16 protein-coding genes are annotated in these 22209 nt (G+C 70.3%); 3 read left to right on the plus strand and 13 right to left on the minus strand.

Translation table 11 applies throughout. From position 1 onward, the window contains the following. Positions 1–2: 2 nt before the first annotated feature. The 9 genes from ACYVF6_RS10395 to ACYVF6_RS10435 all read right to left on the minus strand — a co-directional run bounded on the left by ACYVF6_RS10395 (position 3) and on the right by ACYVF6_RS10435 (position 15140). Positions 3–2405 (minus strand): GTPase-associated protein 1-related protein, encoded by a 2403-nt coding sequence (locus ACYVF6_RS10395; protein ID WP_460519227.1) that lies wholly within the window; start codon positions 2403–2405, stop codon positions 3–5. After that, positions 2402–3595 carry a hypothetical protein gene (locus ACYVF6_RS10400; RefSeq protein WP_460519230.1) on the minus strand — a complete coding sequence of 398 codons (1194 nt, stop codon included), beginning with the start codon at positions 3593–3595 and terminating at the stop codon, positions 2402–2404. Before ACYVF6_RS10400 ends, ACYVF6_RS10395 begins: the two co-directional genes overlap by 4 nt. Beyond that, positions 3595–6279, minus strand: a complete 2685-nt coding sequence (locus ACYVF6_RS10405; protein ID WP_460519232.1) for a fibronectin type III domain-containing protein — start codon at positions 6277–6279, stop codon at positions 3595–3597. Before ACYVF6_RS10405 ends, ACYVF6_RS10400 begins: the two co-directional genes overlap by 1 nt. A 3-nt stretch (positions 6280–6282) precedes the next feature. Beyond that, positions 6283–7956 (minus strand): Hsp70 family protein, encoded by a 1674-nt coding sequence (locus tag ACYVF6_RS10410; protein WP_460519235.1) that lies wholly within the window; start codon positions 7954–7956, stop codon positions 6283–6285. 22 nt (positions 7957–7978) lie between these two features. Next, complete coding sequence (gene grpE, locus ACYVF6_RS10415; protein WP_460519238.1) at positions 7979–8686, minus strand: nucleotide exchange factor GrpE; 708 nt, start codon at positions 8684–8686, stop codon at positions 7979–7981. A gap of 83 nt (positions 8687–8769) precedes the next feature. Beyond that, the gene (locus ACYVF6_RS10420; RefSeq protein ID WP_460519241.1) at positions 8770–12228 is read right to left on the minus strand and encodes a CHAT domain-containing protein; all 3459 of its coding nucleotides are present in this window, start codon (positions 12226–12228) and stop codon (positions 8770–8772) included. Positions 12229–12409: 181 nt separating this feature from the next. Beyond that, positions 12410–13675, minus strand: a complete 1266-nt coding sequence (locus ACYVF6_RS10425; protein ID WP_460519244.1) for a hypothetical protein — start codon at positions 13673–13675, stop codon at positions 12410–12412. Then, positions 13672–14469, minus strand: a complete 798-nt coding sequence (locus ACYVF6_RS10430) for a hypothetical protein (RefSeq protein WP_460519247.1) — start codon at positions 14467–14469, stop codon at positions 13672–13674. Before ACYVF6_RS10430 ends, ACYVF6_RS10425 begins: the two co-directional genes overlap by 4 nt. After that, positions 14466–15140: a hypothetical protein gene (locus ACYVF6_RS10435; RefSeq protein ID WP_460519250.1), complete on the minus strand. Its 675-nt coding sequence runs from the start codon at positions 15138–15140 to the stop codon at positions 14466–14468. Before ACYVF6_RS10435 ends, ACYVF6_RS10430 begins: the two co-directional genes overlap by 4 nt. Positions 15141–15292: 152 nt before the next feature. Between ACYVF6_RS10435 and ACYVF6_RS10440 the strand changes: the two genes are divergently transcribed. From ACYVF6_RS10440 to ACYVF6_RS10450, 3 genes are read left to right on the plus strand one after another with little or no spacing between them, the layout of a single operon-like run. Continuing rightward, a complete protein-coding gene (locus ACYVF6_RS10440; RefSeq protein WP_460519253.1) occupies positions 15293–17527 on the plus strand; it encodes a hypothetical protein in 2235 nt (744 codons plus the stop codon). 25 nt (positions 17528–17552) lie between these two features. Continuing rightward, positions 17553–18221 carry a hypothetical protein gene (locus tag ACYVF6_RS10445; RefSeq protein WP_460519256.1) on the plus strand — a complete coding sequence of 223 codons (669 nt, stop codon included), beginning with the start codon at positions 17553–17555 and terminating at the stop codon, positions 18219–18221. 2 nt (positions 18222–18223) lie between these two features. Beyond that, entirely contained in the window at positions 18224–18898 is a 675-nt protein-coding gene (locus ACYVF6_RS10450; protein WP_460519259.1) for an RES family NAD+ phosphorylase, read from the plus strand. Here ACYVF6_RS10450 and ACYVF6_RS10455 read toward each other — a convergent pair. The 4 genes from ACYVF6_RS10455 to ACYVF6_RS10470 all read right to left on the minus strand — a co-directional run bounded on the left by ACYVF6_RS10455 (position 18895) and on the right by ACYVF6_RS10470 (position 22144). Next, positions 18895–19977: a hypothetical protein gene (locus tag ACYVF6_RS10455; RefSeq protein WP_460519262.1), complete on the minus strand. Its 1083-nt coding sequence runs from the start codon at positions 19975–19977 to the stop codon at positions 18895–18897. The two genes, ACYVF6_RS10450 and ACYVF6_RS10455, sit on opposite strands and share 4 nt — an antisense overlap. Beyond that, on the minus strand, positions 19974–20732 hold the full coding sequence (locus tag ACYVF6_RS10460) for a Fe(II)-2OG oxygenase family protein (protein WP_460519265.1): 759 nt from the start codon (positions 20730–20732) through the stop codon (positions 19974–19976). Before ACYVF6_RS10460 ends, ACYVF6_RS10455 begins: the two co-directional genes overlap by 4 nt. Positions 20733–20858: 126 nt before the next feature. Next, positions 20859–21512, minus strand: coding sequence for an RES family NAD+ phosphorylase (locus ACYVF6_RS10465; RefSeq protein ID WP_460519268.1), 654 nt, complete (start codon positions 21510–21512; stop codon positions 20859–20861). Positions 21513–21517: 5 nt separating this feature from the next. Continuing rightward, positions 21518–22144, minus strand: a complete 627-nt coding sequence (locus ACYVF6_RS10470; protein WP_460519271.1) for a hypothetical protein — start codon at positions 22142–22144, stop codon at positions 21518–21520. Positions 22145–22209 lie beyond the last annotated feature (65 nt).

Genomic DNA, 22209 nt, shown 5'->3' on the forward strand with positions numbered 1-22209 from the left:
GCTCACCGCCCGTCGTCCTGCCGCGGCGGCCGTTTGGGAAGCCGGATCCGCGGCAGCTTGCCCAGGAGCCGGCCCTTGTCGTCGGCCAGGCGGTTCCACTGCTGCCTGGCGCTCTTGCCGGCCAGGCGTTCGACCCGGCCGGCGGCGGAGCCCACGTCTGGCTTGGAAGCCTTCCGCAGCCACTGCACGAGCCCTGCGTAGAACTGCTCGGAACCGTCCAGCTTCGCCGTGTAGAGGTAGGTGGTGAACGCGAAGGCCGCGCCCTCGGGTGTGGTCTTGGGCACCTCGGCGGCCAGTGCCTCCGTCGCCGGCCTGGCGACCTCCTTGCGCGCGCTGAGCAATGCGGTGGCGACTACTTCAGGATGCGACGAACGCAAGGCAGCGACGAAGTCCTCGAGCCTCAGCCGGAGCACGGCCGGGGAGATCTCGCGTACTTGTTCCGAGACCTCCTCCCACTGATCGGGGTACCGATGCGGGAGCTGGCGGCACAGTTCGACCACCTGTTGTTCCTCTGCCAGCAGGCCGGCGACCTCCATACCCGGTGCCTGCAGCACCGAGTCGGTGAGCTCGTGGCAGAGCGCGAGCAACTCGGTCGTCACCCGGCCCCTTTCGTGCTCGACCGAGACGTAACGCTCCACCGGCCGAGGGTCGATCGACGTTCCCGGCGGTGCCGCCCGTCGCAGCAGGCGAAGCTCCTCGGCGGTCGGCCGTGCCCGTTCCCACAACGCGTAGGAGAGCTTCTGCACCGCGAGGGGATCCGGCGATCTGCGTGCCTGGTCCAGCAGGTTGGCGATGCGGTCCTTGCGTTCCTCGCCCGTGCTCTCCGCGACCGCAGCGGCCACCAGCACGCGATCCAGCCGGCTGTCCGGGTCGATGACGTCGGGCAGCAGCCGCCTCCACCACTGCTTGCCGATCTGGAGCCTCGTGGCCGGCTGTTCCTGGACCTGCCGTTCGAGGTGGTCGCGCAGCCGGTCGTTCCACTGCTCGGCGTCCGGCCACTTCGTGTTGTCGTACGAGCGTTCCGGATGCAGCGCCCAGTCGGCGACGAACGTCTGCGCCGCCGCGGCGTACTCCTGTGGCGACGGCCGGATCCCGAACCGGCCGGCGATCCGCAGCACGGCGTCGAACGCCGGCCCGCGCGCCTTGGCCAGGCCCCCGACGACAAGCTCGGCCGCGCGCGCCGCGTGCTCCTCGGTCCAGACCCGCCCCATCAACGGCGGTACGCGTTCGTCCGGCTCGGCGGCGGAATCCCTGCCCTGCAAGGCGGACTCGATCTCCCGGATCAGCAGCGCCGTGCGCACCCCGGCCGCCTGGTCCTGGAACCGGCCGGTACGCGTCACCTGGTCGAGCTCCCGCAGGATCGGAAGCGACCACGCCCGCGCGTCGGCCGCGACCACGGCGACGATCGCGCCGCCGTAGGCCGACAGCAGGTCCTCCGGTCCGTCGGCCAGCCAGGCGACCACGGCTCCGGCCTGGGCCGGCTCGGGCGTGGTCCCGAGGACGGCGGCCATCGCCAGCGCGAGCGCGGGCTCGGGTTCCAGCCCCGACGCCCCGGCCAGCTCGACCGCATCGATGACGTCGTACGGATCCTCCGAGCAGAACAACCGGGCCCAGGCCGCGGCCACCGGGTCGACCGGAAACTCGCTCCAGTCGTCGTTCACCAGATCGGCGACGAGATAGCCGCTGTCGGGCGCGACCCTGTACCAGTCCGGATGCACTGCCAGCACAGGCTGCGCGGCGTACGCCGGATTGGTGCTGAAGATCTTGAATCCCACGCCGAGCGCACGCGGCTGAGGCAGCAGCAGCGTGCCGGCGACCAGCCAGCGCAGCACGGGTTCGGGCTGCGCGGCGACGAACTGCACGCGCTGCGCCTGGGCGTCGTTGATGACCGACAGCGCCGTCACCAGACCGGCCAGCCGGCGCTCACCGTCGGGTGAGTCGCGGACGAACTCCTGAATGGTCTCGGCATCCAGCGGTCCGGGCTGCCAACCGGCCTCCACAGCAGGGCATTCGGTGCCGTCGGCCGGCCGGTCCGTCCAGAACGAGGCACCGAACAGCTGCGCGGGCCGCACCAGTCCGTAGGTTCCGGGGTCCTTGGTGACGATGCTGTGTGTCAACTGGTTGCCTTCGCGGCTGCCGTTGGCCTCGCGGCCGAGATAGACACCGGCCGCGGTGGCGAGGTAGCCGTCCCAGATGTGCGCGAACGACGGTGGATAGTCGGCGACCGGACGCCGCTCGTGCATCCAGGCCGAGGGCGGCTCGTACAGCAACGCCCGCTGGACGACGGCCATCGCCTCCTGTCCGGCGCCTGCCGAACGAGCCTGGAACTGCAGGCCGGCCGATCCGCGCAAGCCCTGTCCCGGCACGCAGTCGGTGTAGATCAGCGTCTCGAACCGATCGGTCATCGCGCCCCCTGCGTCGGTACGACACCGAACCGGCTCAGCAGCCAGACCAGCGGCTCGTCGACCCGGAACGGGTGCACGCCGTTGCGGTCGACCTCGGCGGCGGCGTAGTTCGGCTGCGCGCCCAGCGCCGACACCGCGAAGTAGCGGAAGTCCTTGTAGTTGAGCCGGAGATGGGCGTCGACGTCGCCTGCGCCGAAGTCCTCGAGCAGCGCGCGGATGTGCTCGTGGGTCTCCTGGCCGGCGCTCTCGTCGTAGGTGTCGGCCGTGGGAGGCAGCCGCAGCAACGGGTGGTCGTCGTCGAGCACGGTGTCGAACGCGTCCATCTTCGCGAACGCAACCGAGACCGGGATCGGGATCCTGCTCCGCCCACCGATGCCGTGGCTGGATCGCAGCATCTCGGTCACCCGGCCGAGGACGTCGATCGTCGCCTCGTTGGCGACCATGGCCGACTCCGGCAGGTGCAGCCGGTCCTGCGCCTGCGGGAGCATGAACGGGTCGAGCAGCAGGATGAGCGCGTTGGCGGCACCGAGGTAGACCTGGTCGTGGGCGGTGCCCTGAGCGGTCAGGTCCTCACCGGCGGTGTCGTAGAACGAGAGATAGGACGTTCGCAGCCGGCTCAGCAGGAATCGCCTGCGCTCCTGTCGCCACTCGAAGACGAGAGGTTCCCGGCGGCCGTTGGTCGCCTGCTCGGTGTGTGCGAACAGCTTGTGATCGGTGAAGACCGCGTTGACGTTTCGGTCGAGCCACTGCTTCGGCGAGTCGAGCCCGCCCTGCCGGTCACCGGTGAGCCGGACGTCGGCGCCGAAGCGCTTGCGCAGGTTGGTCCGCAGCTCGTGAGCGAGCACGGTGAGGTAGACGGTCTTGCCCGTTCCCTTCGCACCGACCATCGCGATCAGCGGGCTCGCCGATTCACCGAAGTTCGCGGACAGCGGCGTGTGGCAGACCGGGCAGACCCGGATGCCGGACAGGCCGTGACACCTGGGGCAGGCGGCTCGTCTGGGAGACGGTCCCGGCCGTGCCGGTGGGTACGAGGGCCGGCTGTCGACCGCGTAACCGGTCTGCTCCTGCCGGGACTTGTCGCGCTCGGGTTTGCAGCCGGGAGTGCCAGGGACGCCGCGACCGGTGCATTGGTACCACAGGCGATGGCCGGAGATGCTGTGATAGCAGTACGGGCAGGAGATCTTGGCCATCAGGACACCTTCATCGTCGCTACGGGCGGGTCGGCAACGCTGACTCCTGCGGGCTGCTCGACGAAGCAGCGCATCCAGTACGGCTTGCGCAGCCGTTCCGGCAGCTCGATCTCGAAGACCTGCTCGGTGGAGCCGGGCTCGAACTCGTGCCGGTGCAGCACGTCGCCCTGCTCCGGCCGCATCGGGAGCACGCTTCCGGGCGCGACGACGAACACGACGACCAGGCCCGGGCACGCCCGGTCGACGGTCAGCGTGATCACCCGAAGCCTCGAGAACCAGCCACGCCTCCCCGGCGGCCGCGCGATGGTGTAGGTCAGCCGGGCCGGCAGCCCTTCGACGGTGGCGGTCACCTCCGGCGAGACGGCCGTGCCGTGCGGTCCGACCGCGATCGCGCGTACCTGTGCGGCGCCCCCGCCCGGGCCGACGTCCAGCTTGCAGCCGGACTCCTCGTACTTCGCGCGGCTGATCCGCCGGCTGGTCCGGCCGTGCTCGGGCGTCGTCCAGACCACCTCGGCCATGCCGACGCCGTCGGGCCAGGCCCAGGTGAGCGTCACCCGGTCCGCGGCCCGGCGCGCGCGGAGATCGGTGACCGGGCTGGTGAGCCCGAGCGTGACCGGCGTGCCCAGCACGGCTCCGGTGCCGCCGATCGCGAACGGCGAGTAGACGTACTGGCCGATGGGGACATCCGCCTCGAGCGTCGTACCGCCTTCGGACACCCGGCGCATGCCCGCGACCTCCTGCCCGTAGCCCGCCAGTTCGCGTTCGGACACGGCGTCGCCGCGCTGCCACCGCGGTGGGTGCTCGGCCCGCCGGATGCGTACGTCACCGGCGCCCGACCAGGAGATCAGCACCCGTGTGGACGTGCCGGTGGAGAGGGGCTGGACCGACAGGTCGTCGACGGGCTGGGCCGCGCCGCGGGGTACCGCCGAGACCACCGTCCAGTCGGAGGTGAGCTGGCGGCCGGACGGGTCGCGATAGGTCGCCGCGATCGCGTAGAAGTGCTCGACGCCTTCGGTGACGTCGCGGTCGGTGAACGTGGCGCCGTGCACAGGCATCGGCTTGCCCTCGCCGGGCCGCTTCGGTGGACTGCCGGTGCCGCGGCGGACCAGGACCTCCGTCGCCCGCGAGTGCGCCTGCCAGGTGCCCGTCACCTGGTCGAGCCGGGCGCGGATGTCGATCGCGGTCACCGGCGGCAGCAGGACCAGAGCCGGCGACGTGGCGGGACGAGAGGCGATCCGCCCCGTCACCCGGGCGAACACGGCGTACCTGAGGTTGCGGGCGACCGGCGCTCTGGTGTCCTCGGCGTGCGTACTGGACGTCTCGGCGACCAGGTCGCCGTCCTGGTCGTGTACCGGAGCCCGGCCTTCGGCGCGGACCACTCGGTAGCGCACCTCGGCCGCCCGGGACAGCGGCGCCTGCCAGGCCAGGCGTACGACGGATCCGGCGGCGGCAGCGCTGACGTCTCGCGGCGGTGCTGGTGGCACGCGTTGCCGCAACCGGTCGAGGCCCTCGTCGTCGGAGTCGATCCGTGCGGCCTGGTCGAGCAGTCGTTCGGCCTCCTCCTCGCGGCGTTGTTCGACTGCCCTGGCGGCACCTGCGAGCAGCCTGTCGAGCTCGGCTTGCGCGGTGTCGACGAGCGACTTGGCCTTGGCGTAGTCCGGGTCGTCGGTGGGCATGGCGGCCAGCACGGCCCGGGCGTCGCCGAGGCTGCCGGCGTTCAGCAGGTCCTGGATCTGGGGGAGGCCGCGAGCCGGTGCCGCGGTGTCGTCGCCGCCGGCCGGAAGGCTCGCCACCAGCAGCGCTGCCTCGTCGCGCAGGACGCCGAGCGCGGTGGCCTTGCTGACCAGCAGCGCCTCACCAAGACCTTGCCGGCGTTCTGCTCGCAGCTGGTCGACGATGTGGCACAACGCGATCACTCGTAGGTCGGCGCCCGCGCGCACGCCGGTACGCAGGATGCCCAGCGCGCTCTTGGTGGCGCGGGCGGCCGGCGAGTCGGCGACCGCCTCGGCCCGCTGGGTCCTGTCCTGCAAGGTGGACGGATCCAGCCGGCGACCGGGCTCATCGTCGACCGAGAAACCCTTGGCGATCGCGAACGGTTTGGTCAGATCCGGATGCAGGAGCTCGACGACTGTCCGCGAGCCCGCCTTGGCGAGCTCCTGCTGGAGCGTTCGGTAGGCGGTTCGGTCGAGGCCGCTGTCGGTGGGCAGCTCAACGGCGTCGATCACCCGCAGCCCGACCTCGCCGGCCGCGCGCGACACGCGTTCGGCACCGAGCTCGGGCAGGCTCTCGGCGATCCGGTTCAGCTGGTCGCGGGTGATCAGCGTGGCGTGCCCGTAGGTGGAGCGCAGGTCGGCGACCAGTCGTTCGTAGACCGGCTTGAGCTGCTGGTCGCGGCTTCGTACCTGCGCCTGCCACCAGGCCGGGTCGGCGAGGTCGAAGCCCGGCCTGCGTCTGAGCTCCTCGTCGGCGCTCAGCAGGAGCTGGCAGACCTGGGCGAGCCCGGTGCGGCCGCCGGCCTTCTGGTTCCACAGCTGCCGGATCCTGCGCAGGTGTGCGTTCAGTTCGTCGCGGGACATGCCGGGTTCGATCGCGTACCTCACCAGCAGGTCGTCGGGCAACTTGCCCTGCCGCCTGCGCAACGGCTTGAGCACGTCCTGCTCGTAACGGACGGGATCGAACGCCATGGGTCACGACCGCACTGAGATGGCCGAGACGTTGGCCCGGGCCTGGTCGACCTCTTCCTGCGACAGCACGCTGACGCGAACCTCGATGGTGAGGTCCTTGCCCGAGGTCGGCTCGACGGCGTGGACCGACAGCAGGCCTTCGTGGTCGACGTTCATCGTGATCGAAAGCGGCGAGCGGACGGGAAGCGGTGGCAGGCCCGAGATGATGCCGTTGCCGTGGTCGACTGCCTTGTTGTCGGCGAGGTCGGGGCTCTCCGTCGATCCGGCCTGCTCGTAGATCGCGATCTCGATCTCCGTCTGGTTCTGCACGACGGTGCGGGCTTCGAGCTCGTGCGGACCGCTCGGCAACTGTTCGTCGGCGTGCACGAGATGCTGGACGTACGAAGCCGCCAGCTGGTCTGCCTCCCAGTTCGGCTGGTCGGTGTCGACGAGCCGCACACCGAACGCCTTGGGCAGCACGCCGGTGATCTTCTTCTGGGCGATGTTGCCGAGGACCGCCTTCGTGATGCCGATCTGTTTCGACAGCGCGTCGATGCGCTCGTCGATCTGGGCCTGCGTGGGCTCCTGGCTCTCGTCGCCGCCGGACTCGCCCTGCCAGTGCCACACCGCGCGGCCGAGTGCGTACCTCGCTGCTCCCTTGGCCACGGCCAGGTCGGGGTCGTGCAGCCTCGGCTCCCAGCCGAACTCTTCCTTCAGGCGCTGGCTGACGGCGGGCATCCGGGTCGCGCCGCCGACGAGCAGCACGTCGTCGATGGTGGCGCCAGGTTCCTTGTCCTGAAGCTTCTCCAGCGTGCGCCTGGTGTACTCGATCGTCCGGTCCAGCAGGTCGCGGGTGCGTTCGTTGAACGTCTCGCGGCTGACCTCGACCAACGCGGCGGCGCCGGCGAACCGGATCGCCACCGGCCGCGACTCGACCTGCGACAGCTGGCGTTTGGTGTCCTCGGCGGTGATCGCGAGCTCCTGCATGAACTGCTCGTCGTCACGCGGATCGCTGTCTGGGCTCGCCTGGGCGACGAACGAGTCGAGCAGGTAGGAGATGAGCCGCTCGTCCCAGTCGGCGCCGCCGAGCTTCTGGTCGCCGTCGGTGCAGAGCACCTCGATGGCGTCCGAGGTCACCCGGATCACGGTGGTGTCGAACGTTCCGCCGCCCAGGTCGTAGACCAGGATGGTGCGGCCTTCCTGGTCCGCGACTTCGTACTGCAGTGCGGCGGCGACCGGCTCGGGAACGATGCCGATGACGTCGAGCCCGGCGATCTCGCCGGCCTTGCGGGTGGCGTCACGTTCGAGCATGCCGAAGTACGCAGGGACCGTGATCACGACCTGCTTCACCTCGCGCCCGGCGTAAGCCTCGGCGTCCTGGACGAGTTGCTTGAGGATCAGCGCGGAGATCGACTCCGGGGTGTAGGTGGCTCCGTGGAACTCCCACTGCCGCTCGCGCCCCATCTCGCGTTTCACCAGCGAGACCACGCGGTCGGGGTAGAGCTTCGCGACGTCCTTCGCCGTCCGCCCGACGACGACGTTGTGCTCGTTCTCGAAGAACACGACCGACGGCGTGGTCTCCTCATTGGTCAACGGACTGCGAACCACAGTCGGTCGTCCGGTGTCGTCGACGAACGCGATCGCGGAGTACGTCGTGCCGAGGTCGATACCGAAATAGCTGACGGGTTGGTCGGACATCCTGCCTCCGTGCGAAGAGATCTCAGTCGGTTTCCGGTGCCGGTGCCGGTTCGGGTTCCGGCGCTTCCGGCTCGGGTTGGGTGGGCGCGGTCCAGCGGGCCACCTGCACGACGGCAGTGGCCAGCATGCGTTCGGCGACGGTGTCGAGGTAGCCCGCGGACACCACGCCGGTGACCTGCCCGTCCTGCTCGGGCGCGTCGGCGGCCGTCACGTCGGCAACGCGGTGGGCATGCGGGTCGAACGCGTCCCCGACGTTGGGACGCACGACCCGGACACCGCAGCGTTCCAGCGCGAACTCCACACTGTGCGCGAACGAGTCGAGCAGCGAGACCACCTGCTCGCGGGTGGCCTGCTCGGGCATGGCGGTGGCCTGGCGAAGCAGGTCGAGGTGCAGGCGGTAGAGGTCGGTCAGGACCGGGCGGAGCAGCAGCTGCCGCTCGCCGGTGCGCAACCGCTGGTTCTCCTCGTGCAGCCGGTCGATCACCTTCTGCCTGCCCACGGCCAGCTCGTTGGCGTCCCGCAGCGCCACCTCCACGCCGGCGATCGCCTCCTCGATCCGTTGCAACCGCTCGTCCGCCGGATCCGGCTCCTCCGCTGCCTCGGACTCCTCCGCGGCCTCGGGTGTCTCCGTGCCCTCGAGAGTCTCCGGCGCCTCCGGGGCCGGGACGAGGTCCTCGTCGGCGGCTTCGACCGGTGGCTGCGTGTCGTCGAGTTCGGGCGGCTCGGTCACAGTTGCTCCCTGTTGTCCGCGATGCCGGAAAAGCGATGGCGATCGGCGGGCGATATCCATCTCTGAAAAGAGCCTGACAGGCTTCATCGGTCAACAGGTCTGGTTTGACCCTGAAAGCCGAAGCCGGCCCAGTTTTCGATATCGGAGGGTCGGAAGTTCTGATCATGCAGGGCCTCCGCGAGCCGAGGCGTCATCCGGTCCGGCTTTGTCCGCTTGGGGTCGAGCATCCACAGCTGCGCTGCGTGCAGTGCGAGCGCCGGTGCTGGGTGTGACGTGGTGAGGTAGTGATGGAAGACCGTCATCATCAGTGCGGTGGCGCGATCCCAGACCAGCCAGCGGGTTCCCGCCACGCCGGCCGCGCCTGCCGCCAGGAACGCGGTCGCGACGGTGAGGGCCTCGTCGTGGTCGGATCGGCTGACGTTGCTTGTGCAGTTGGGCAGGACGACCAGGCCGCCCGGTGCGTTCGGTGGCCGGCCGCGGGCCTGCCGGAGGACGCGGTCGACCTGGAGTCGACTGCCACCGCGCAGGTCCAGGGCCGAGTGCAGCGGTAGGTCCGCGGCACCGGCATGGCAGCCGAGATGCAGCACGGACGCGCCACTGCTGTGCTCGCCCGGCACGTGCGTCAGGACGGTTTCCGGATCGGCGCTGCCTTCGGCTCCACGAGGATCGCCGGTCAGCACGGTGGCGTTCGGATAGCAGTTCCGGATCGAGTCGGTCGCGTGTCGCTCCCACCTCAGTCCGAAATCGATCATGCCGACCACAACCGGGTCGGACTCGAACGGGAGGTACTCACGGTGTGCTGTCTCGATGAACTGACGACCGGAGGCCGCGTAGGTGAAAACGGCGTCCTGGCAGGCGTACCGGACCTCACCCGCGCCCGTCGAGCGCCGGGCGGCGTGCCACGGAACGGCGTCGAGCCGGCCGAGGGGTACGAGAACCACGTGCGGTGTGCCGGCCGATCGCACCTCGGCAAGGAGAGGTGACACGGCCGCCGGCCAGGCCCAGTCGCAGAGCCGCTCGAGCGCGCGCCGCCAGCGTTCGCGGTTCGTCCGCCCTTCGGCCGTTCGAATGTCGTGCACGACGTCGACGAAGTCGGCGTATCCGTCGGCCACATCCACGTCGAGCCCCGGCAGCGGGAGGGTCGTGACGCCGTCCTGCGCGGAGATGACGACGGCACGTCCACTCGTGTGCTCTGACTTCGGCAGCAGGTAGACCAGCGCGTCGGCTCCAGCCTTACGCAGCGCCGCCCCGATCTCGGCCACGTCCGGCGGGTGCAGCAGCAGTTGCTCCGCACGGGACCCGGCCAGCACGTCCAGCACCCGTTGCCGGAGTGCGTCGGGCAGCTCGGGCAGACCTGCTGCGAGCCCGCCGAGCCCGGTCGGCTCGGCGTCCCACGGCGTCGTCCGGTCGGAAGCCGCCTTCCACCCGGCCGCGAGGTCGGCATGCCCCTTCTCCGCAAGTAAATCCGGCACCACAGCACTGCTCGTCGACGAGTGCAGGACCAGCGCGCGTCCCAGCTCCAGCGCTCCAACCGCCGAACCGAGGTCACCGGCCGCCACACACCATTCGGCGACCCGCTTCGCCTCGGCGGCCGCAGATCTCGCGACGACCAGGCCGCGCTCGGCACCGGTCTGCAACAGCACCCGATAGGCGAACTGGCGCAGCCCCGCGTGCGCCGCCTCCCGCCAGCGAGCGTCGTCTCCCGCGGCCCCGCGCGTACGGTAGGCGCCCGCCAGCGTGATCAGCATGCCCGGGAGCTCGTCGAACCCGCTGGGGACTCCTTCGCGAGCCACCTCCAGCCAGCGGATCCCCTTGTGGAGTTGACCGGAGAGCGGATGGACGAGCCCGAGTCCGAGCATGCCGGCGAAGCGGGAGCGGAACGGGCTCCCGGACGCCATCGTTTCGATGTGCCGCTCGAGCTCGGCGAGGACGTCGCGGTATTCCTCCCGGTCACCGCGATGCAGTGCGACGACGAGCCGGAGGCCCGCCTGCCGGATGACCGCCTGGTCACGCAGCACGCCGGAAGCGGGAGTTTCCGCAAGCTCGGCGAACGAAGTGGTGCCGGACAGCGAGTCCAGGTTCCCGGACTTCACCGCGCCGTAGGCCCGCAGGACGGTCAGGTCGCTGGTCACCCGAGACCGGATCGGGTGGCCCACTGGCAGCTCCTCGAGCGCTGCCTGGATCTCGTTCAGCGTGCTCTCCAGCTCCTCCCGCCGCTGCCGGGCGCCCTGCCGCATCGCCCGGATCTGCAGCCGGCGGACGCGGAACAGGACGAGCTCGGCCGGCGGGAACCAGGCGGCGAACCCGCTCTGATCCTGGAGCTCGGCGTAGTGGTGATCCGCGGCGTCGAGGTCGACGAGCGCGCCACGGTGCTGATAGCGCATCAGCAGAGCCTCCGCCAGTGCGGCGACAGCGCTGGCCTGAATGCCGCTGACGGCGTTCTCCGCGCTCAGCGTCAGTTGCTCGATGGCGGGATCGAGGTTCGTCCAGTCCTGCAGGAACAACGCCATGCCGAGCGTGAGGTGCAGAGAGCCGCGCAGTGTTGCGTCCGCCGGCGGGTCGGCCAGGGCCTGCCGGAGCGATCGGATGATCCGCTCCGCCCGATCAGGCGGAGTCGGGAGTCCCCAATTCGTGCCGAGGACGAACGCGGAGGCGAGCCCGCCGACGGCGTGTCCGCGAAGCAGGTCGCCCTGGGGGAGCTCCTCCAGCGCGAGCGTGAAGAACTCTATGGCGCGATCGAGATCGCCGGTGAGCTGATCGGCCGGCAGCCGCCCGAGTTGTGCCCGCGAGCTCAGCGCCAACCCCAGGAACACGGTGACGAGCGAGGGGATCTCGCCTGCTCGCGCGCAGCTCTCGTACACCGCCGTCCAGGTTTCGACCGCGCCCTCGGTGTCGCGGACGGTCGGCGCGCACTGCTCGAGCCGTTCGGAGTACGCCCGGGCGAGTCTCCATGCGACGTCGGCGTAGACGCCCTCGTCCTCCACAGGGTGGAGCGTCGGCCAGACCTCGCCGTAGTACTGGATCACCTTGTCGGCGACCGGGAGCGGAAGGCGTTGCGCCTCGTTCTGGCAGAGACTGTAGGCGTGGCCGAGCCGGAGGAGCGCCTGGTCGCGTTCGCCGGACCCTGCCTCCAGCTGCGGCAGGACGGCTTCCAGACACTCGATCGCGGCGTCCACGTCGGGCCGGGCGGCGGGCGTGGATTCCTCCGCGCGTTCGATCAGCAGCTCGCCGAGCTGCCCGTGTGCGAGGGGCTGTACGGCATCGCGTTCGGCGTCGGACAGGACAGAGGACGCGACGATTGCCGAACGGAACGCGTGCACGGCCCGGTCTCGCAGCGCGGCACCGTCGAGGGCACCGGCACCGAGCGTGTACGCGTTGCCCGCCGCGAGCAGTGCCCAGGCCCGGTCCCGCGGGCACCGGTCACAGCCGACGATCCGGTCCGCCAAGCCGACGGCCTCGTGGATGAGCTCGTCGCCGGGCAGATGCCCGAGCTCCTCGAACAGCTCGTCGAGCCGGCGTGTCCGGGCGTCGCAGTCGTTCATCGCGCGATCCAGTGCCGATCGTGAACGGGACAACGGAAGCCCAGCCCGCACTGGCGGCAGGCCGCCCGGGGCGATCGCCAACGACCCCGGCAGGCGGGACAGACGATCAGCCGCTCCGGGCAGTAGTCACAGGTCCCCGGCGCCTGGGCGTACCCCTGGTCGACCCGCCAGTAGCGCGTGATCATGGCGCGGGCTCGGGTGTAACCGGATGCGGCTCGTCGGTGTGACTGGCGGCTTCGGTGAACGCGGGCTGCCCCATCGCCCGGGCCGCACCCTGCCGGTACGCCGCGCGCCCACCGCTGTAGGTCTCCCGCGTACGTTGGTCCGCGGCCGCGTGTGCCTCGTCCAGTGCCTGCTCGAGCTCCTCCTCCTCGACCGCTTCCAGCCGGGCGATCTCCTTGCGCACCTCGTTGAGGTGCTGCTGCGCCCGGACCCGGACCGCGACGGCGTTCCGGTAGTTGGCGATCGCCGGGTGCTCGCGCATCAGGCCGTAGGCGAAGCCGAACAACCCGGTGAGCAGGATCAGCCCGGCGAAGAGAAGGACGGCGGCGGAGTAGCCCATTCCGAGCGCGTCGAGCGCCGGCGCGACTCCGCCGGGGCCGTCGAAATCTCTGGTCAGGATGCCCGCGCGCAGGCGAGCCAGCCCGAACGCGGTCGGCAGCCACACCACGCCGATCCCGATCGCCGCCGCGAGCTCGACACCTGCCGCCGCACCGGGTGCGCTCCGGCTGCGCAGCAAGCGGCCGGCGAGGTGCGGAAGCAGGACCATCACCAGCGTGACACCGCCTGCGAGGAGAACGCGGACCGGCAAGGAAGGCGAGAAGTCGAGGAAGCTGTCGAGCTGCAGTGCGAAGTCGAGCAGCACCAGCAGCCCACCTAGGAAGAGGAACAGCAGATCTCGCCGGCGCCGGCGCTGCTCGGGCTCGCCGACACCGCCCGCCCACGTGCCGGCTCCGCGCGGTCCACGCGACTTCTGCTGGATGACGTCGAGCTCCTCGCGGCAGGCGGTCTCGTGCTCCTGGAACGTTTCGGCGTCGGACGCGAGCTGCGCTTCCTGCGCTCTGGCGGCGGCGAGCTGCCCGGCCCGGTTCGCCTTCAGGTCGTGCTGGATCTGCTCGGCGGTGGCCCGGCGGATGCGGTTCGCGGCCAGCGCGCCGCGCTCCTCGGTGTCGAGGCATCCGTCGTAGGGGAGCCGATTGCCCGCAGGAAAGCTGAACTCGTCGAGCGCACCCGCCTGAGCGTCGCCCAACCCGGTCTGCTCGGCGCTCAGCCGCACCATCGCCGGATCGGGTTCGGGGCCGACGGACGGCAGCTGTGCCAAGCCGAGCATGAGCTCCGTGGTCGGCTCGCCGATGGGCACCGGCTGGGTGCGAACCGGTGGCTCCTGCCCGGACGAGGCGTCGTTGTCCGAGGCCGGCCGGCGCGTCCGGAATCGAAGGTTCATCATGCCTCGCAGAACGTGACGTCGTTGGCCCCGGACTGCTCGAGCAGGTCTCGCCAGAAGGTCTTGAACTCCTCCAGGCGCTTGGTCGCCTGAGTGATGCCGACGCCGATACCGCAGAACGTCACGGTGGTGCCTTCGAGCTGGGGAAGCCGGCCCTTCGCCTCGAGATCGGCGATCGTGTCCCGGCGCCAGCCGGGCTCGACCACCTTGTCCGGTGTGAGCTTGAACGCCTTGTTCTCGTCGAAGTCGCTGAGGACCACGAGCATCGACAACTGGCGCTTGTCCGGGTCGGTGATTTCGCGCAGTGTGTCGACCACGGCCGAGCCGTTGTTGTCGTCGGTCTGATCCTGCGCGCAGGCCGGCTTGCCGCTCACTCCCGCCATCTCGAGCGCCTCGCGGATCGCCAGCTTGCTCTGCTTCTCCTTGTGCTGCTTCTTCTGCGTGGGCGAGTAGCTGTCCGGTGCCACGAAGGAGATTTCCTTGGTCAGGCAGGGAATCGAGGGTGAACCGTGAACTACGCCGAACCGGACCTGTTCGCAGCCGGCGGACTCGATCGCGCTCGGGAGGTTGTCCTCGATCAGCCCGCGTTCGACGTTCTCTCCGTTGACTTCGAGCGTGCTGAACGAGGTGGAGTCGACGACCACCCCGCACGCCACCGTGGCCTCGGGCTCGCGCGGCCAGGCGAACGCCGCGATCAGTGCGATGATCACGAGTCCGACCACCGCGCCGCCGATGATCAGTGGCGTACGCGATGGGCGGCCGGCCGTCGGTGTGGACCAGGGGTCGAACGTGGTCATGGGGTGCCCCCGTTGGACTTCTTGGCAGGGTTGAGCAGGCGGATGGCGTAGTCGATGGTGATGCCGGCGTCCTTGACCCGGGCGACCGCGATGAGCTTGGTCGGCTCTTCGACAACCAGGTCGACGATGACCTCGGCCTGCGGCCGGGCCTCCGTCTCCGTGCCGGCCGAAGACCGGCCGCCCCGAGGCGACGCCTTCTTGGAGTAGACGTCGTTGTGGTAGGCGATCAGCGTGTTGGCGCGGTTGACGACCTGCTCCGCCTGGCCGTAGGTGCGCTTGACCTCGGCCGCCCAACCAGCCAGCAGGCCGGCGAACCGCTCCGCGACCTTGCGCCGGGCGACGTCGGCCCGGGCGGACTTGGTGTCGAGCTCGGTGTCGCCGGCCGCGGCCTCGCTCACCGAAGGCTCCTGAGGTTGCGCGGCCAGCAGCGCCACGGCCGCCTGCAGAAGCTGGCCCTGCTGCCCGGCAGTCCGTGCGTGCAGGCGCTCCAGGAGCGCGTACTGCTCTCGGTTCGCGTTGGTGATGACTTGCCGGACGAAACCGAAGGACCGATCCGCGCTGGAGACGCCGGACCGGGCATCTCCACGGGCCTGCCACCAGGCACGCCAACGCTCGCGCCTGGTCAGCGGCTCTTCCGGCGGCTGACTGCCCCGCTCCCTGCCGACGCTCATAGGCCCCACCCCAGGGTCTTGCGATCGAAGGAGAAAATCGTAGCTCAGAAAACAACGATGTCCAACTGGATCTTTACGAAGCTCTACATCTCTGTCAGACTGTGACCTGGCCCAGCCTGCAGGCTCACCCAAGGATCGGATCGAGGTGAACCGTGAACCCTGCTCAGGAGGGTCGCCTGGCTGCCATCGGTGCGGCAACAGCCGCGCTGCTGAGGCACACCGACTACCACGCGCTACGCGCAGAGGATGTCGCCGCCGAGGTACGGCTGGAGCCCGAGGCCGGCCGGAGCGCTCGAAAGGGCGGCCGGAGCGCCGTCTGGCTCTACAACGAGGTGCGCAGCCGCCGCACGCTCGTCGCGCTCGCGGCGTTCCAGGCCTGGCAGGACTTTCTCGAGAGCGTTGGACCGGCCGCCGCGCTGCCCGGCGCGCCCGTCGGATCCCTGCTGGAGGCTCAGGCACTGGTGGCCCGGGCGCTGCGCCTGGTCGCCGGCTTCCATCGGGCGGAGGGCACGCTGGTCGCCCAGATCCGTTCCGGCATCGGCGACATTGCGAGCTCGGAGAAGCGCCGCGACGTCGAGACCACGACACCGACCTGGCCAGAAGGTCCGTACGGCCGGGTCGCGGCCGCCGGGTTCGCCGGCCGGGTGAGTGCGTTCGCCGACTTCCTGCTGCCGGTCCTGAGCGCGGCCACCGCGAGCGTCACGTACGCACGCGACGACCAGCTCGCCGTGAGCGCGACGCTGCTGTCCGACCTGGCGTTTCGCGCGCTGGCCGAAGACACCAAGGGCCCGGTCGACCGGATCGCCGACGGGCTGGCGGCCTACTGGTTCGAACGCGACCTGCTGAGACGCGCCGGCAGCTGGGTCTCCGACCTGCTGACCGCGGAGCAAGGGCTCGCGACGGCCACCCGGCGGCGAGGCCACGAACGCGCCCGGGCCTGGGCGAACGAGACGCTGGTCTGGACCATGCTCAACAAGGGCGTGCTGCAGGAGCGGGCCGCCCGCGAGTGCGCCGCCCTCGTCACCCAGCTGCGCGAGCTCACCGACTGGTCCAGATCGCGCGAACGGGCCGAGCACACCGACCTGCGCATGCTGTGCGACGCCGCCGCACACCTCGGCGTACTCCTGATGCGTTACGGCGATGTCGACGCAGCGGCCGAGGCCGTCCGGCTGTCCGAAGAAGTGGCCACGCAAGGCATCGCGCGGTTCGACCCGGAGGAAGCGGAGTCGTTCCAGCTGCGTGCCGAACACAACCTCGGCGGGCTCGCCGGCATGTCCGGGCGCTTCGTGGAGGCCAGGGACCGGATCGCCGAGGTCCACCAGAGCCGGAAACGCCTGTGGGAGAAGGAGCGGGGTGGGTCCGGCGAGACCGCGGCCGGACCGGCATGGCGGCGGCTGAGCCAGACCGACGACGAGCTGACGTGGGCCACGTTCAGCTCGGGGCAGGTCGTGGTCGGCGTCCAGCGCGCCGAGCGGCTGGTCGCCGACCGGCGTACCCGCCTTGGAGGACAGAACGTCCAGGTGGCGTCCGCGCAGGTCCGGTTCGGTGAGGCGCTGCTCGCCGCCGGCCATCCGCTGGAGGCACGGCACCAGGTCGAGGAGGCACACCAGCTCCGCGGTGCCCGGCTGGTCGACACCGGGTGCTCGGTGCAGCAGGACCTCGTCCTACTGGCGCGGATCGGCTTGGAGCTCGGTGACGCCGCCACCGCGATCCGCCTGCTGTCGGACGCGCCGGTGACCACGCCATGGTTCAGCGACCGGGTCTCGTTCCGGATCGGGTTCGCCGCCCGCGCCACGCTGGCCGTCGCGCGGGCGACCGCGGAGCCGGGCCCGGAGCCGGTCGACGAGCTCTACGCCTTGCTGGACCAGCTCCCGAGCTACCCCATCTGCCGGCCGGAGGATCCACTGCGCAGCGGCATCCGCGCCGATCTCGCGGCCGCCCTGCTGAACCGCGGAGAGGCCGAGCAGGCCCGCAAGGTCATCCTCGACGAGCCCCAGCTGACGACTGCGAGCGGATCCGATCCGGCCGGCCTGGCCAGGAGCCTGCTGGTGCTCGGCCGGTGCGCCGATGCCGAGCGCGACGACAGGACGGCCGCCGACTCCTACCGCCGGATCGTCGAGCTGGCCGGCGGCGAGCACGCTGCACTCGACCTGACCCATCCGACGGTGCTCGCGAGCCGTTACGACGAGGCGGAGCGCTGCCTGGCTCGCGGCGACCTGGCCGGCGCGGGCAAGCTGCTCGCGATGGTCACCGACCGCGGCCCGCTCGAGCACGGCCGGCCCGCGCTCGGCGAGGGCCATCCGTTGCTGGCGGCCGCCCGCTCGCAGGCGGCCCGGCTCGGCGTGGAGTGGAGCGGCGAGCCGGCCGACGACGACCAGCTCTGGTAGCGATCAGGGGAGGAAGGGACACCAGATGTCGGAGCATGCCGTGTTGCGCGTCCTGGCCGAGCACTGGCCGGAGATCGTCGCGGCGGTGAGCCCGAACGCGGTGGAGCCGATCAGGGCACGGGCGTGGGCGTTGGCGTCGCCGAGCCCGGATCTGAGCGAACGCGACCGGGCCGAGATCTGCGACCAGATCGAGGAGTTGCTGATCGTAGAGCTGGCCGAGGACCACCCGGCCAGAGTGGCACTGCGCCGGCTCGACTCCTTGCTGTACAGCCACGGCGGGCAGGTCGATCCCGAGCTCGATCTGGAGGCCGCACTGAACGCGCGGCTGATCGCCGAGGCCGACGATCCGAACGAGCTGCTGCGTGAGGTGGAGCAGAGACTGCTCGCCGAGCCGGCGTTGTCGGCGGAAGACGTGCGCTCCGCCGAGGTGGATCCGGACCAGCCGAATCTGATCCGGCTGACCCGCCCGGACGGCACTGTGGTGCTGCCACGCTTCCAGTTCGACCTGATGGTGCAGCCGCATCCCATCGTGCTCGCGGTGAACGAGACGCTCAAGGCCGATGGCGATCCGTGGGGTGTAGCCAGCTGGTGGCTCGGCCGCCACTCCTGGCTCGACGCGAAGCCGGCGGATCTGCTGGACCAGGACCAGGACGCCAAGCTGCTCACCGCGGCCCGGGCAGAGCGGGAGGACTGACCATGCCGCTCGGCGCACCACCGCGAAACTACGACGCGCGCCCCAACCAGGAGCTCCTGCCCGCCGGCACGCGACTGTGGCGGGTCCACAGCCGGCGGTATCCGTCGACGCAGTTCCGCCCGCCGCCCGCCGACACCGAGCTGAGCCTCGCGTCCGGCGGCCGGTTCGACGCTACCTGCGAGGACCCGTTCCCCTTCCTGTACGGCGGTTTCGACGACACCACCGCGCTGGCCGAGGTGCTGCTGCGCAGCGTGTCGTTCGAGCGGGGCGGCGAGGTGCGGCAGCTCACCTACGAACGGATCAGCGGGCGTCGCCTGGTCGCGGTCAGCACCACCCGGGACATCCAGTTGGTCCGGCTGCTGAGCACACCCGACCTCGCGGCGGCCGGCCAGGACGACTGGGTGCTGCACGCCGAGCAGGACCACTATCCGTGGACGCGGGCGTGGGCCCGCTGGGTGCGAGAGAAGGCGAGCTGGGCGGACGGCATGGTCTGGCTGTCCAAGCGTGACCTACCGCAGCGTTCGGTCCTGTTGTTCGGCGACCGGTGCCCCGACGATGTCGTGGCCGAGCTTCCCGAGTCGGCGAGGGACCTCGACGACAAGGCCGGCGTCGACTGGCTGAACGCCGTGCTGAAGCCGTACCGCGTTTGCGTGCGCATGCCCAACCCTGGCAGCTAGAGCTGGCGCGCGAGCAGCTCGGCCGCGCGTACGCGAGCGCAGACCGCCTGCCAGCGTTGAAGAAGCGGACCGGTCAGATCATCGGGCAACGCGGGTCCGAGGGCGGCGCCGCCGAGGATGCGCAGAGGGCCGGTCAGGTACGCCCCAGCCAGCGCCGGAAGCAGCGCGAACTCGCTGACCTTCACCGCCGCCAGCTCCTCGTGCGTCGAGGAACGCGCGCCGGACGCCAGCAGGATCGACGAGATTCCTGGCGTTCGGCCGATTCGTTCGATCAGTCCGGTACGGAGCGTTCGCGCGGTGTCCAGCTCCCCGGCGGCCAGGCACTCGGCCGTTGCCAGCAGCTCGACCGCCATCGCGTACGCCTCGGTCACCTGCAGGCCGGCGCCGTACTCGATCGCGGCCGGCGCTCGATCGCCTTGCCTGGCGAGCGTTTCCAGGTGGTCGAGGTGGCTGCCGTCGTGCACGCCGCGCCAGATTCGCTGCGTGGCCGGATGCGCGTGCGCGCCGAGATCCGCGACCACGTTGACCGGCCCGGTCGCGCCTGGCAGCCGGTACCACGCGCGCCTCGCCAGCTGCCGGCCGAGCCGGCTCGGCAGTACCACGGGCCCCGTTGTTTCGTCGGCGGACGGGCGGAATCGGGCGCCCCAGCGCAGGTCCTCGGCGACCGACGTCAGCCGGCCGGCGGTTGGCGACGAGACCGGCCGGCCGAGTTGGTCCGAGCTGTCCTCGCAGAACGTCAACAGCAGGCAGGCCGCTCGATGCACCTCCGGCTCGGCACCGTGACTGGCCGGTGGCTGCTCACCCGTCGCCGGATAGAACGACGGAACCGGCCCGGCCGTCCGGCGAAGCCGCGAGAGCCTGGTCGCGAACGGTTCCACCGCCACCAGGCCGGCCTGCCGGACGAGGTCGTCGAAGGCTGCGAGCGCCGCGGGCTCGTCGAGCAACAGCGCACCCGCGGCCACTTCGCAGATCCCCCGCGACACCCAGGCATCGGCTTCGAGACCGATCGCGGGCACGGTGCGGGCGGCCGCGAAGGCTTCCCGCACCCAGCTGACGACCTGATGGACGTCGATCCTCACCACACCGCCCGCAGCCGTACACGCAGCATCAGCCGGTGCCGATCGGTGAACGCCGTGCGGCCGTGCAGGACCCGCCGGTTGTCGAGCACCATGAGGTCGCCTGGTTCGAGGTGAACGTATGCGGTATCCGGAGCCGAGGCCAGGCACTCGGCGAACTGCCCGGCGACGCGCATTCCGTCGGCACCGGGCGTTGCCGCCAGATTGTCGGCCCTCCAGCGGATCGAGCCGTCGCCACGCAGGACGCGCGTCGGCGTCGATGTGGCGTTCCCGCCGAAGACCGCGGGCACCTGCCACGACCAGCCGGGCTGGACCAGCCGCTCGAGGATCGCGGGCCCGTTCGGATGGTCGAGGACGGAGGTGATCGCTGCTTCGACCGGCAGCACGCACGACGTCCCGCCATCCGTCGCCGGCCGTACGGCGAACATGCAGATCAGATCTTCTGGTTCGTCGTGGTACTGCGAGTCGGTGTGGAGTGCGGCTTCGCCGTCCCGCACGGAGAACGTCGCATCGGCCTGTGACGTTACGGGGCGTACCGGCCAGACGGCCTTTCCCCCGTCCCGCGTGGACGGTTCGCCGAACAGCCTCGAAATCTCCAGCACCGCTTGCTGGTCAGGCTGTCCGTTGTCGAGGAAGGGGAGGTCGTGCGCGACAGTCCAACCCTGGAGCGCCAGCTCGTGCAGGCATTCCGGTGGGAGGTTGTACCCGGTTTTCCCTGTGTGGGTTGGATCCTCGGCGATGGTCTGCGTCGTTGACATCGTTCGACGACCTTTCTGCGTGCCGATGTTGCGTTGCGTGGTCCTTCCCTTCCAGGAAATAGGACGCAACGGTTGTCGTTCGGTCACAGAGAGGTCATGAGCCGGGCGATCCCCGGTTGTTCGCGGTTATCGGACGCGCGGCCGGTACACCCGAACCTGCAGAGTCGCAGAGAGCCAGTCGGCGGAGCTCGGGTCTTCGAGGTCGGTGAAATCACCGGATACGGGCTTGAGCACGTCATCCGGGCACCGGTCGGCGAACAGCACCAGGGCTCGCTCGGGCCGATCACGCAGCGACTCCCAGACGAATCCTTGCGCCCACGGATGCCGCCTTCGAAGGTAATGGCCCCAGTGCCGCGTGAGCGGATACGTCGTCGGGCCGTCCGCAGTCACCAGCCACTCGTCCTGGCAGATCGCCCTGAGGTCGTCGGCGGTGACCAGCGGGAGCAGCCGCAACCTCGATGTGACCTCGACCTTGGACAGCCGGCGGTTCTTCAGGCCAGCGCGCGGAAGGACCCGCGTGCCGGTCTCGGAGTAGGGCAGGCTGCGCAGATACCGCTCTGACAGGGCCGTCCTGGGCTGCGTGCCGAGATAGACATAGCCGTACTCGTCCTTCTCGGTGCTGTCGAACCTGCCGCCGCCGAAGAACAAGTGCGCGGGCACGGGGCTGAACACGGACGCGGGCCGCTTCTTGTTGTGCACGCGCCACAGCGCGGTCCCGGCTGGCAGCAGCTCCTGCTCGGGCCTGCCCGGGCAGTGCGTCGGAGGAATTCCGGCCGGCATCGCTGTCAGTCCTCCAGTTCCGCACGGGCGGCCGCGAGCAAGGTGTCCGGATAGTCGGGGTCGATCAGGTTCACAGGCCGGTCGCCGAGCCAGATGTTCTGTCCGAGCCACCAGTCGGCGACTCCCCAAGGATCGATGTCGGCATCCAGCAACCGGTTGATCTCGAGCACCAACGGCAATGGGTGCCGCTCGTTGTCGAACTGAAACGCCGGCAGCCGGATCGAGCCGTCTGGCGCCTCGAGCCGGATCAGGTCAGGCCGGGAGGGATCCACGCCTGCCCACTCGATCTGGTCGGGTCTGTACGCATCCACCTCCAGCAGCTGACTCTCCGACGCGCCCACGTTGAGATAGCGCCGGAGGCCGGCGGCGATCTGTGGCCAGGCTTCCTTCGACGAGGTGAACCGGACCGCCTGGTCGGCGTACATCGCGACGAAGATCGGGTGGTCGACCGGGAGGTGCTCAGCGAGAATGTCGAGCAACTGATCGGCGACAGGAGCCGCCACCGCCGAGGACTTCGCGGCGACCAGCTCGGCTGCGTGCCGCTCGAGGAGCTCGGAAGTCTCCGAATCGAGGCCGGCCAGGACCTCGTCCCAGCGTTCGGCGAGCACCAGGAGGGCTTCCGCGAGCGCCATGTGCTGATCCTAGTCAATCGTGGTGAAGTCAGCTACATTCGTTGAGGTCGGATCGACTTTACCTT

The sequence above is a fragment of the Flindersiella endophytica genome, assembly GCF_054779015.1.

Coding starts and splice junctions, on each gene's coding strand:
- ACYVF6_RS10465 (WP_460519268.1), bottom strand. CDS start 21,512: ATGCCGGCCGGAATTCCTCCGACGCACTGCCCGGGCAGGCCCGAGCAG.
- ACYVF6_RS10450 (WP_460519259.1), top strand. CDS start 18,224: ATGCCGCTCGGCGCACCACCGCGAAACTACGACGCGCGCCCCAACCAG.
- ACYVF6_RS10460 (WP_460519265.1), bottom strand. CDS start 20,732: ATGTCAACGACGCAGACCATCGCCGAGGATCCAACCCACACAGGGAAA.
- ACYVF6_RS10425 (WP_460519244.1), bottom strand. CDS start 13,675: ATGATGAACCTTCGATTCCGGACGCGCCGGCCGGCCTCGGACAACGAC.
- ACYVF6_RS10400 (WP_460519230.1), bottom strand. CDS start 3,595: ATGGCCAAGATCTCCTGCCCGTACTGCTATCACAGCATCTCCGGCCAT.
- ACYVF6_RS10445 (WP_460519256.1), top strand. CDS start 17,553: ATGTCGGAGCATGCCGTGTTGCGCGTCCTGGCCGAGCACTGGCCGGAG.
- ACYVF6_RS10420 (WP_460519241.1), bottom strand. CDS start 12,228: ATGAACGACTGCGACGCCCGGACACGCCGGCTCGACGAGCTGTTCGAG.
- ACYVF6_RS10435 (WP_460519250.1), bottom strand. CDS start 15,140: ATGAGCGTCGGCAGGGAGCGGGGCAGTCAGCCGCCGGAAGAGCCGCTG.
- ACYVF6_RS10410 (WP_460519235.1), bottom strand. CDS start 7,956: ATGTCCGACCAACCCGTCAGCTATTTCGGTATCGACCTCGGCACGACG.
- ACYVF6_RS10405 (WP_460519232.1), bottom strand. CDS start 6,279: ATGGCGTTCGATCCCGTCCGTTACGAGCAGGACGTGCTCAAGCCGTTG.
- ACYVF6_RS10430 (WP_460519247.1), bottom strand. CDS start 14,469: ATGACCACGTTCGACCCCTGGTCCACACCGACGGCCGGCCGCCCATCG.
- ACYVF6_RS10395 (WP_460519227.1), bottom strand. CDS start 2,405: ATGACCGATCGGTTCGAGACGCTGATCTACACCGACTGCGTGCCGGGA.
- ACYVF6_RS10470 (WP_460519271.1), bottom strand. CDS start 22,144: ATGGCGCTCGCGGAAGCCCTCCTGGTGCTCGCCGAACGCTGGGACGAG.